This is a genomic window from Streptococcus sp. KHUD_012 (assembly GCF_052588255.1).
In genome coordinates this window covers 318119-330154 of sequence record NZ_CP159355.1, presented here as the reverse complement: position 1 = coordinate 330154, position 12036 = coordinate 318119, and the positions used below count along the sequence as shown (strand labels likewise).

At 43.7% G+C, this 12036-nt stretch carries 11 protein-coding genes; all 11 read right to left on the bottom strand.

Features of this window, described 5'->3' with window-relative positions; translation table 11 throughout:
- Positions 1-17: 17 nt before the first annotated feature.
- The 11 genes from ABVF55_RS01840 to ABVF55_RS01790 all read right to left on the bottom strand — a co-directional run bounded on the left by ABVF55_RS01840 (position 18) and on the right by ABVF55_RS01790 (position 11951).
- Positions 18-803, bottom strand: coding sequence for a LicD family protein (locus tag ABVF55_RS01840; RefSeq protein ID WP_023919863.1), 786 nt, complete (start codon positions 801-803; stop codon positions 18-20).
- 3 nt (positions 804-806) lie between these two features.
- Positions 807-2183 carry a sugar transferase gene (locus ABVF55_RS01835; RefSeq protein WP_195189289.1) on the bottom strand — a complete coding sequence of 459 codons (1377 nt, stop codon included), beginning with the start codon at positions 2181-2183 and terminating at the stop codon, positions 807-809.
- A gap of 19 nt (positions 2184-2202) precedes the next feature.
- The gene (locus ABVF55_RS01830) at positions 2203-2895 is read right to left on the bottom strand and encodes a tyrosine-protein kinase (RefSeq protein ID WP_021154082.1); all 693 of its coding nucleotides are present in this window, start codon (positions 2893-2895) and stop codon (positions 2203-2205) included.
- 12 nt (positions 2896-2907) lie between these two features.
- A complete protein-coding gene (locus ABVF55_RS01825) occupies positions 2908-3603 on the bottom strand; it encodes a Wzz/FepE/Etk N-terminal domain-containing protein (RefSeq protein WP_049472727.1) in 696 nt (231 codons plus the stop codon).
- Positions 3604-3647: 44 nt separating this feature from the next.
- On the bottom strand, positions 3648-4379 hold the full coding sequence (gene cps4B / locus ABVF55_RS01820; RefSeq protein ID WP_445285429.1) for a capsular polysaccharide biosynthesis protein Cps4B: 732 nt from the start codon (positions 4377-4379) through the stop codon (positions 3648-3650).
- Entirely contained in the window at positions 4376-5845 is a 1470-nt protein-coding gene (gene cpsA / locus ABVF55_RS01815) for an LCP family glycopolymer transferase CpsA (protein ID WP_445285428.1), read from the bottom strand. Before cpsA ends, cps4B begins: the two co-directional genes overlap by 4 nt.
- 188 nt (positions 5846-6033) lie before the next feature.
- Positions 6034-6639: an anaerobic ribonucleoside-triphosphate reductase activating protein gene (gene nrdG / locus ABVF55_RS01810; RefSeq protein ID WP_227223801.1), complete on the bottom strand. Its 606-nt coding sequence runs from the start codon at positions 6637-6639 to the stop codon at positions 6034-6036.
- A 4-nt stretch (positions 6640-6643) separates the two neighbouring features.
- A complete protein-coding gene (locus tag ABVF55_RS01805) occupies positions 6644-7144 on the bottom strand; it encodes a GNAT family N-acetyltransferase (RefSeq protein WP_445285427.1) in 501 nt (166 codons plus the stop codon).
- 483 nt (positions 7145-7627) lie between these two features.
- A complete protein-coding gene (locus ABVF55_RS01800) occupies positions 7628-7768 on the bottom strand; it encodes a hypothetical protein (protein ID WP_024055167.1) in 141 nt (46 codons plus the stop codon).
- An 11-nt stretch (positions 7769-7779) separates the two neighbouring features.
- On the bottom strand, positions 7780-9990 hold the full coding sequence (nrdD, locus tag ABVF55_RS01795; RefSeq protein ID WP_445285640.1) for an anaerobic ribonucleoside-triphosphate reductase: 2211 nt from the start codon (positions 9988-9990) through the stop codon (positions 7780-7782).
- A 122-nt stretch (positions 9991-10112) separates the two neighbouring features.
- Positions 10113-11951, bottom strand: a complete 1839-nt coding sequence (locus ABVF55_RS01790; RefSeq protein ID WP_445285426.1) for an MFS transporter — start codon at positions 11949-11951, stop codon at positions 10113-10115.
- Between the last annotated feature and the right edge of the window lie 85 nt (positions 11952-12036).

Below are 12036 nucleotides of genomic sequence, written 5' to 3'. Positions count from 1 at the left end.
TGTAAAACTTTTCAAGCTTATTCTCCCCAAGTGGATTCAAAGTGACCTTTTTGCTCTGATTCTTCAGGCAACTTCATATAATCGCCATAGATCTTTGTCAAATAAGCATCCGGATCAGCATGACCACTGATTTTAATAGTTTCAAAATCAAGGAGTTGTGGCTCCCCAAATACCTCTTTGTAGGCCAATTCTCTCTCGCGATAGGATCCTAAGACATTTCCCACGAGATCACTTGTCTCAAAGTCATATTTTTTAATCGTATTTTGTAACTTTTGATTGATTTTTTCAGTATTTAGTAATTTGTCTAGGTGAAGGATCTTAGAAACCTTCACAATTGAATTTTCAAAGAAACCTCGGTCGCGATTGTGCAATCGATTGATGACAGATATTTTGGAAAGGGCACGGTAATACTTAATTTTATTGGTGTGCAAGAAATAGTGGAAGCCATCTGATGGGTAACCATCTAAAGGAAACACATCGATAAAAGGACTACACACAACCCCACCAAATTCAATTTGAAGTGAGGTATCCATGATAGATGTATTGCCTAAATTATCATCATGGATTCTCAAGATGACATTGCTTGGTAATTCGTTTTGGCAAATTTCCAGAAATTTTTCATAGTCTTTTCTAGGCATGCCCAAATCCATATCGTCATCCCAAGGAATAAAGCCCTTGTGACGAATAGCTCCCAATAAAGTGCCCCCTAAAGCATAGTATCGAAGATTGTGTTTTGTGCAAATCTCAATATACTTTTCTAATAAGGATAGTTCTCCTAATTGAATCTGTCTAACTTTACTCACAGCCTACTTCGCTCCTTCTTTTCTAAGTACAACCTTCACGGTCTTGAGCAGGATCTGAATATCTCTCCAGATCGTCCAACCATCCATATACGCAACGTCGAGTTTGACCACTTCGTCAAAATCTGTAATCTCACTGCGTCCGCTCACTTGCCAAAGGCCTGTAATCCCTGGCTTGAAACTGAGTCGGCGTTTTTGGGCTGGCGTATAGTCTTGGTATTCGTCTACCGTTGGAGGACGAGTTCCGACTAGACTCATATCACCGATCAACACATTGTAAAATTGTGGCAATTCATCCAGACTGGTCTTACGGATAAAGCGTCCGATTGGTGTTACCCGCGGATCATTTTCCATCTTAAACATCCCACCCGTCATGGTATTTTGTTCCATCAGATCTTTTTTAATCTCTTCGGCATCCACGCGCATGGAGCGGAATTTATAGAAGTTGAAATACCGACCATTCTTTCCGACCCGCTTCTGTACAAAGAAGGCAGGGCCGCCATCTTTACGGATTAGAGGGACCAAAACGATACTCACTAGTCCACAAATCAAGAGACCAAAGAGGGCTCCCGCAATATCCAAGAGACGTTTGGCAAATACGTGGCTCGGTTTGTAGAAATTGGTTGAGAAAGTGACGACACTTAGTCCCCCGACTTCTCGAACCCGTTTATTGCCCAAAGAAGCGAAGTTAAAGGCATTGAGATTGACCGATACATCGATCCCCATACTCTCAAACTCCGAGACGAAGTCACTAATATTGTAGTCCTCACTTGGCAGATTGATAAACACTTCATCCACCACTTCCTTGGTCACAAAGTTCATCATTTGATCCGGCTGCACCACCCGTACACCCGAATGGGTAAAATCCGTATCGTCCATGACGGTGACACCGATCAATTCCCCATGATAGAGGCTGGGCGAATGCAGAATATCAAATACCTTTTCCATCCGACTAGTCGCTGTAATCAGGAAAATCTTTCGCGAACTTTTCCGCCGTGGTGAAACAGACTTCCGGTATCTCTTGAGCAAGAGATCCATGATGTAGACGGAAAACGTATTGAAAAGAAAGAAGTAGATCATCCCCCGACGAGAGATGGAAAAGACCCCGTCGAGCATAAAAGAGGTAAAGGTGATTCCAACAGCGAAAAATACATTGTATTTCAAGACCTGAAAGAGCTCATCTAGATAGCCTCTGCTGTAAAAACGATAGGCAATATTGCTAATGTAGAAGGCTACAAAATGCAAGAGATAGAGAATCGCAATTGTCTGCGACGTGTATTCTGCATCCTTAAAAAGACTCACAATGTAAGCTGAAAATAGGACAGCTAAACTTTGAAAGAGAACAATATTTAGTTTTTCCAGTTCGATTCTTTCTTCTCCCATTTTCCATCAATCCTATTCTTTACTTTTTCCCATACTCTCCGTAAGATCCATATCCACCATATGAACCATACTCAGCAGCTTTAATGTTAAATTTATTGAGCACTACTCCCAAGAAAGGTGTGCCTGTTTGTTCTAATTGGTCCTTGGCTTTTTGGACAGCCTTGCGTCCATTGGCACCAGATTCTGTGATCAAGACAGTTCCATCACAGCGTTGGGCGATAATGGCCGCATCGATCACGACCCCGATTGGAGGCGTATCGACAATGATGTAGTCAAAATGCTCACGCAGGGCATCCATCATCACAGTGAAGTTCTTGCTTTGCAAGAGACCTGTTGGGTTTGGTGCGACCTGTCCAGACTCGATGATATCCAAGTTTGGGAAATCAGTCGCATACAAGATTTGATCCAGTTGGCTACGGCCAGATAAGAAGTCGGTCAAGCCTTGGATCTTATCCCGACTACGGAAAATCCCTGTCATGACAGAGTTCCGGATATCACAGTCGACCAAGAGGGTCTTGTAACCCGCACGCGCAAAGGCAACAGCCAAGTTGGTTGAAGTGGTTGATTTCCCTTCATTTTCTTGAACAGATGAGATAGCGATGACTTTTAAGTCCACCCCACTCAATTGGATATTCGTCGCAAGGGCATTGAAGTACTCTTCTGCCTTCCGAATTTCTTGTAATTTGTTTTTTGAAATTTCTAACGTATTCATGCGATCCCCAGTCTACAGTTTCTTAATATCTGGCACAATACCAAGCAAGGTTAAGCCCATCAACTCTTCGATATCTTCTGGTCTCTTGACACGATCGTCCAAGACTTCTACTACGACCATGAGCACCACCATGAGGCCTGCTCCAGCAATAAAGCCAAGAAGGACATTGCGTCGGATATTTGGTGAAGAAGGTGATTGAGGCACTTCTGCTTCATCCAAGGTCGTAACGTCTGACACCTTGGTTACAGAGATGATCTTTTCAGCTGCTACATTCCGAAGGCCATTGGCAATACGAGCTGCCTCTTTTGGATTTCCGTCCTTAGCCGTGATCGAAAGGATACGAGTATCTGTAGGAACGGATACACTGATCTTTTTCGACAACTCAGCAGGTGTCATATCGAGTTTCAATTCTTCGATGGCTTGACTCAAGACATTTTGAGAAAGAATGATTTCACGGTAGTCCTTAACCAAGTAAGAACCCGCCTGCAAATCAGAGTTTGTCAAGGCATTGTTGTCTTGGTTTTGACGACTGACCACATAGATCCGGCTAGTACTTTGGTATTCTTTCTTGGCTAAAAAGGCACTGTAGCCAAATGCTGCAATGGCAAAGACAAGAGCGACCAAAACGATCGAAAACTTGCGTTTCCATAGGGTCTTCAGCATAGCGAAAACATCAATTTCCACTGCTTGATTTTCTTGATTGTTCATTTCCTAATTACTCCTTCGTGTGGATCTCTCCACCTGTTTCCTGGTTAGATTAATTCATCCGCTAACAAGAGTTCTTGATTGCTGACAAAGAGAGCTTGTGCTCGTTGTTCTCCGTATTCTTCCTTGATCAAGCGATAGGCTTCTGCCATATAAGGCGGTCGTTTATCCACATTGTGCATATCACTGGCAACAAAGTGCACCAAGTCTTTTTCTAAGAAGTAGCGAGCTCGTTTTTTGAGTTGTTTTTGTTCATCCCCAAAGAGGCGAGGCTTGAGAACACTGGAACTATTGATCTGCATGTAGCAGCCCATGTCAATCATCTCTTGCACGCGCTCCTCATTTTTCTCCAAGCACTTGTAGCGCTCAATGTGAGCCACTACTGGTGTGATGCCTAGATGAAGCAAACGGTCCAAGGCCGTATGAATCTCCTTGTAAGGCGTTCCCATGCTGAATTCAATCAGCGCAAAGCGCGTCTCTGCCAAACGTGGAATGATCTTTTCTTCCAGTTTTTTCAAGACATCATTGGTAAAGTAGATCTCTGCCCCGTAATGAATCGTTAAATCTGGCGCGACCTCTGCCGCAATTTTTTTCACTTCTTGAAAATTTTCAGAAATCTTTTCTTCTGGAGTTTCAAACATTCCCTTGCGACGGTGAGAAGTGGAGATAATGGTCCGTACCCCTTGGCGATAGCTTTCTTCCAATAAGGCACGTGTATCTTCTCTTGTCTTTGGTCCATCATCCACATCAAAGACGATGTGCGAATGGATATCAATCATTTTTCTTTTCCTTCCATAACTTTTTGGATGGTTTCTTTTGCCTTGGTCAAGCTGGCTTGATCCAACTCCATGACATAGAGATTGTAACCAGGCATAGCATAAGACGGCAAGTCATTTCGTCCTTGACCGGTGATCGCTTGAGAAGTCACCTCATAAGAACCACCCGTTTCTAACTGGGTATTGATCAAGTTCATCATAGTCGGCAACTGCATATTGGTTTGGACAGAATCTTGGAGGTTTCCGATAATCTCATTGTAGTTGCTTAAGACCTTGGTAGAGGTCAACTTTTTGATAATGGCCGCAATGACTTTTTCTTGGTTTTTCCCACGGTCATTGTCGCCACCTTGAAGAGAGTAGCGTTCTCGGACAAAACCGAGGGCTTGCTCTGAATTCAAATGAACTTTTCCAACTGGGAAATGGAACTTGCCATGAAGGCTCGTAAATTCTTGGTCATTTTCCACATCGATTCCCCCTAGAAGGTCAATCAACTTGAGGAAGGAGGTGAAATTGAGACGAACGTAGTAGTTGAGCTTGATATCATAGAGATTCTCAAGGGTATGGATCGAAGCATCCACTCCGTAGATCCCCGCGTGGGTCAACTTATCATTTTGGTTGTTGCCACCATCTGCAATCGGTACATAGGCATCCCGTGGTGTCGTTGTCAATAGGACTTGCTTGGTCTTCCGATTGACCGTCATGATGATATTGACATCTGAACGAGAAACCGAGGTTACCGGCCCATAGGTATCGATCCCGCTGACATAGATGTTAAAGACATCCGCATCCGCAGATACCTTGCTCGTCGCTGCCACTTCTTTTCGAATCTTGTAGGAATAGATTTTCTTCAACTTCTTCGCATAGTCCGCATCTTCTGCGGCAATGGTATCCTCAAAGGTACTGTTGAGGACCATAGCAGAAGCATTCCCTTCTTGCAGGCTCTTATAGGCATCTAGATAAGTCGGTGCATCCACTACAGAAATTTCCTGACCCTTGGTCTTTTTGATGTTGTCCAAGAGGGCAGTGAGATTGGCTTCGTTATTGTTGCCCTTTGGTGCTACCACTTCCTTGATTTCTTTGATATCTTTGATGTCACTGTCTTTCTTGACATAGACAGCCATCTCAAACTCTGTATAGTTAGAGTGGCCGTTGACATTACTGGTCAGATTCAGCAGCTGTTGACTAGCAAACAAAACTCCTGAACTAGCCAATAAGCCGACAAGAAGCAAGACCAAAGTTGTTTTTTTGGCCTGATTTTTGATCACAAACCAAGCTGATAAGAGCAAGAGAAGAGCTAGTAGTGCAATCACGAGAACATTGACATAACGAAAAGCCAAGATGTTATTGGCCAACATGGTATAGGTCGCCCAACTTGCAGTCATAAGCAAAAAAATAAGCAATACGGAATTAATGATTCGCAATTGCCCCCACTTATGTTCTGAACGACGACTCCGTCTCCTTTGTGACATAAATACCTCCAATTAGTCCTAATCATATTTATTGTAACATATTTTTAGCAAAAAATGCATTAATTATCACTTTTTTGTCCATTATGGACATTTGTAAAGTAAGCGTTTTCTGAAATAAGCAAAATCCCTTGTATACTTATGCAGAGAATCCAAAAAAACCGGGTGAAAAACCCGGTTTTTTGAAGATCCTACAAAAGATCATCTCGCTTGACCTGCTCAAAGCTTTCCTCGCCGTCATTGAGCTTGTCCCAGATGACGACTTTTCCTTCTTTGAGGGATTTTTGAACATCAATGATCCGCTGGTTAGAAGACCCTCGGAACTGCAACATGAGGTTGCGTTTGCTCTTATCATAGCGGCCATCGACCAGAATATCAATCAGCGAGAGAAGCTCTAGTTTGTCTGGTGTCTCTAGCATCATTTCTTCCCAGGTGTATCCTGTCCAAGACCAAATATCTTTGTCGGGCAACTCTTTTCTCACGCGCTTGACCAAGGGCAGAAGGATGCCAGTGTTGAGAAAGGGTTCCCCCCCAAGTAGGGTCAAGCCCTGGACATAAGGTTGGGCCAGATCTGCCATGATCTGCTCTTCTAACTCTTTGGTATAGGGAATGCCTGCATTGAAAGACCAGGTCGCTACATTGTAACAGCCCTCACAGTGAAACATGCAGCCGGCCACATAAAGGGAGTTGCGGACTCCTTCGCCATCGACAAAGTTAAAAGCCTTGTAGTCGATGATGCGCCCTTGACTCAGTTCCTCACTCTTCCATTCACCTGGTTTAGGTGTATTCCATGTCATCCTTCTACTCCACTTCTATCCAATAACGCTCCGTTCCATTTCGAACATCTTCAAATTGACCGCCATTAGCTAAGATAACCGCTCGGCTGGCAGGATTTTCCGTGCTACAAGTCACCAGAGCACGATGGATGTTCTTTTCTTTAGCTACTTGCAGACCTTGACGGAGAGCTTCCTTGGCATAACCTTTTCCCCTTTCAGAAGGACGGATGGAATAGCCAATATGACCAGCATAATTCAGCAATCCCTCATTTAGTCTCAACCGTAGATTCAAAAAACCTAAAGCATGACCTGATTCATCAAACAATACGAACTGAATTGATGGAACGCGATTTTCAGGCAAGTTTATTCCCATTTCTTTATTAAGGTTAGTTTCTAGCCACTCCTCATAATCAAAGTTCTCAGTATCCCAAAAGCCGCCGTCGTGGGCCGACTGGGTCTCTTCGAACTCTGCCATCATGTTTAAAATGGTTTCTTTATCTGCTAAAGTCGGTCTGCGTAATTCCATCCTTACCTCCCCCTATACGAGAAAAGCGAGAGCGAACTCTCACTTCACAACATAAACAATCATTTTTAATAAAATGAGTTAATAAATACTGAATCAATAAGGTGACGCTAATTTATCAAACTTTTTTAAGAATCTTCTGAGACTTTCCGCCGTGGGAAAAATGCCTGAAACTAACAAGTTTCAGGCATCCGGAATTATTGAGAGTAAAACAGTTCGGCGAACTGTTTTAGCCTGAGCCTGAAAACCAAAAAGCGAAGGGGCTCAATACAAATTGAACACGGGTTGCGGATTGTGTCAAAAAGATAAGTTTTCCTAGAATCAAAAGATTCTGCGTCAAACTTCCTATTTTGACTTTATCCGCAGACGCCCTTAGTATCTTGATTTAGTCATGGAACTTCGTAGAAGTTCGCTGACGTCCGTACCCACCCAAGGAAAGTCTCAAAAGAGAATTTCATCTTCAATATGAAGCGAGAACTCTCACTTTTATTTTTTCTTAGCCTTTTTTAAAAATTGTTCTCTCAGGCTGGCTACTCGGTCTTTTTTATTGATTCCCCCCTTTGAATGCTTCTCGTGGAATCGTTGAACCTGAGCCTTACCCTTATCATCTAATTGGTATTTTCCCATAATGTCCTTTTCTAATCTGTCACTTGGTGTCCAGCTGATTTGATAGTGGATCCATTCATGTGTTTGACACGCGCAGCGATTTCCTTATGACGGCCATTGACCATCGGACGAGCTTGCGGGTTTCCTAGATAACCACAGGTCCGTTTGACCACATCAACCGTTTTCGGATCGCTATTGCCGCAGTTTGGACAAGCAAAGCCACGCTCAGTCGGCGTGAAATCTCCTTCAAAATCACACTTGTAACAACGGTCAATCGGCGTATTGGTTCCGAGATAACCAACCCGGTCATAAGCATAATCCCAAACTGCTTCAAGGGCTTTTGGATTTTGTTGGAGTACTGGGTATTCACAATAGTGGATAAAGCCACCAGAAGCCCCAGCTTCAGGATAAACTTTTTCAAAATCCAACTTCTCAAATGGCGTTGGGTTCTTACGAACATCGTAGTGGAAACTATTGGTGTAGTATTCCTTACCTGTGATATCCGGAACCTTACCAAATTTCTCCGTATCCAGGCGACAGAAGCGATCTGTCAAGCTTTCTGACGGTGTCGAATAGATGGAGAAGTGGTAATCATACTGATCAGACCATTCTTCCACGCGCGCTTTCATATCCTTGATGATATCGATCGTGAATTGTTTGGCTTCTGGATTGTGTTCCCAATTTGGACCATAAAAGACGGTTGCGACTTCATAGAGTCCAATATAGCCAAGAGAAACGGTCGCTCTGCGATGACGGAAGAGCTGATCTACCTGGTCATACTTGCCCAAGCGTTTCCCGAAAGCCCCATATTGGTAGAGAATCGGCGCATTGGCTGGTGTCGCTTCTTTGGTGCGTTCCACCCGGTAAACCAAGGCATCTTCAGCGATGTTCATCCGTTCATTAAAGATTTGCCAGAACTTCTCCTTGTCTCCGCCCGATTCCAAAGCAATCCGAGGTAAATTGACCGTCACAACCCCTAGATTCATCCGGCCAGAATTAACTTCCACACCATTCTCGTCCTTCCAACCTTGAAGGAAAGAGCGACATCCCATCGGCACCTTGAAGGAGCCTGTCAACTCGACAATCTTGTCATAAGACAAAACGTCCGGATACATGCGCTTTGTCGCACATTCCAAGGCCAATTGCTTGATATCATAGTTAGGGGTTCCAGGTTCTAGGTTGAGCCCCCGCTTGAGGGTAAAGATCAGTTTTGGAAAGATAGCTGTCCGATGTTCCGATCCAAGTCCCTTGATTCTGATTTCCAAAATCGCCTTTTGGATTTCCCGCTCGAAGCGATTGGTCCCAAGACCAAAACCAAGCGAAGTAAAGGGAGTTTGTCCGTTCGAGGTAAAGAGGGTATTGATCTCATATTCCAGCGATTGCATGGCATCATAGATATCTTTTTGAGTCTTGCTCCAAGCATAGTCCTCCTGCTTTTCAGGGAGCACCCACTCTTTGGCATCTGCCAAGTGTTTTTGGTAGTTCTTTTCTGCATAAGGGGCCAAGACTTCATCGATCCGGTCAGCTGAGCAACCCCCGTACTGACTAGAGGCTACATTGGCAATAATCTGCGAGATTTGAGCCGTTGCAGTTTGGATGGACTTAGGACTTTCTACTTCTGCATTCCCAATCTTAAAGCCATTTCTGAGCATGCCTTCAAAATCGATCAAACAGCAGTTGGTCATCGGTGTATAAGGGCTATAGTCCAAATCATGGTAGTGAATATCCCCTTTTTGGTGGGCATTGGCTACGTGTTTGGGCAACATTTTGAGACCAATAGACTTACCAACAATCCCCGCCGTCAAATCCCGTTGCGTATTAAAGACATCGCTGTCCTTATTGGCATTTTCATTGACAACCGCTTGGTCCTTATTAAGGAGTTTTCCAATCGTAAAGTTGATATCCGTCGCTTTTGAGCGCTCAAAATCCCGCTGCGTCCGATAAGTAATGTAGCTCTCAGCAATCGCATATTCATTGGCTTGAAGCAATTCATGTTCGACGACATTTTGGATCTCATAGATCTTCACACCATTTGGAAAACGTTCCAAGATCTCTGCGATCACACGATCGACAATGGCTTCTAGTTTGGCTTCCATCACTGGAGTGAGAGAAGTCACTTCTTCTGTCGCCTTCAACAAGGCTTTATAAATTTTTTCAACATCGAATTGAACACGGCGGCCATCTCGTTTTTCAACAAAAATATCCGGGGCCATTCTCAGTTTTTCTTCTCTCAAGGTGATCATACCAAACATGCCTCTCTTCATTTATTTACATACAAGTTGTATTATACCACTCCAAAAATAAAAATCAATATCTTGTGGTGAAAATTCTAAAAAACTTTCTAAAACACAAGATATTGATTTTCTTAAGAGCGTTGATAGAGTTTGAAATGACGGTATTTCTTCTCAACTAGACGATAATTTTCTTTGAGCAAGTCCTTCATATTGGAGGTCAACTCCACCTGATTGTTGACCACAATATACTTCGGTTCAGACCGATCGATTTGTTGGGTTACATTGGTCCGATTTTCATTAATTCCCAGATAAGACGTCGGAGTTAGTAGAGCAGAAGCTGCCAAACGATCGCTATCTTGATAGAGAGTAGCTGTCGTATCCCAAGCATAGATGGTATCTTTCGACTTGGTGTGATTTTTAATGTAGCTGGCAATAGCACTCCGTTCACTCGATTGACCAGACTGAAGCACAACATCTTGAACCACCGGATTCGCCAAGAGATAGACAAGGGCTACTAGCGGTAAGAAAACTTGGCTCGTAAAGTAAGCGGCCCAAACTTCCTTGTTTTTCTTCTTCCGACCACGACGTTCGATCCCATCGTTTTCTTCCCCATCTCGTGAGAACCAGATCGCAAACAAAGGAAGAACAAATGGCAACATCGGTAACAATTGGTAAGCGCCTTGTTCCGGAAGACCAATCGACACGATGAGGACTACCAGGCTACCTGCCCATCCCATAAAGCGGAAGATCCGTCGAGCACTGCTATTTTGCTTCGTAAAGGACATCAAAAAGGCAGAGACTAGGCCAAAGGCAAGCGCCAACAGTCCATAATAAATGGCATTACTGAAGGTTTGTCCATTGCTAAAATTCAAGGCATTAAAGACATAGGTTACTTGGTTAATGGCATAGCCAAAAGTTTGATTCCAAACGGTGATATAGCCAATTGGATAAAAGACGAGTGAAAAACCAAGGAGAGCTGCTAGCAGTTGATAAAAGCCACGCGCCCATCTCTTCTGCTTGATGTTAAAGGCTGTTAATCCAAGGAAGGCCAACAAATAAAACAGGGCACTGGTCATCGGATCAATCAAGAAAGCCACAGCAGCAATCGCACCATAAAGGATAAAGCCTTCATCCTTACGATGTCCAATCAGATAAGCCAAAATGAAATTCATGCTGGCAAATAGGATTGGAAGGCTAAAGAAGGTGACATAAGTCCCTCCAAAACCAAGTCCTAGCACCAAGAAATAAAAGAGCAACTGGACGTTCTTCGCTGTATCTTTATCAGACACCAGTAAGCGCACAACCCGATAGAGATAAGTCCCCGCAAAGAAGAGGGCAATCGCTTGGAGAATCATCAAGATCCAATGTCCACCAGCTAAACTTCCCAACCAGTTGATTGCATAATAGAGGAGACCATTGGTTCCGTAAAAATCACCAAACGGTACTTGCCCCTTGGTCATTGCCCAGCCAGCATACAAGTTTTGAGATTGTTGATTAGTGGCAAAACGGGTTAAAAATGGCACCCCGACATGCAGCAAACTAATCAAGAGACTCAACACAAAAGGAATCGCTAGGGGCACTGGACGCTTGGATTGACGACGGATCGGCTCAACTGCCACATCCGCTTCTAGCTCTTCCGTATCCTCTTCTAGCTTAGATGCTTCCGCGTTTGTCGCTTCAACTCCCGCCTTACGCGAACGACGACTCATCCGACTGAGCGGTTGCTCCGCTTCCTGTTCCGATTCTTGTGTAGGTTCTGCTACTGCTTCTGGCTTGGCATCACTAATTTCCTCTGATGCCTCCATTGCAACCGGCTCCTCCAAGACTTCTGCCTGCTGGCTATGAGTCGGCTCTTCTTCACGAAAGACTGATTTATCTAGCACTTCGCGAATTTCACGTGTATCCTGAAAACTATCTCCCACGTGAATCCCTAATTTTTTCGAAGTCATTTCTTGCTCTTTTTCGCTCATTCTTTTTCCTTTTTCTAGATCTTTGCTCTTTCCTTTTAGAAAAAAGCCCATTATCTTCTCTAGTATACCAAATTCTGCTGACCCT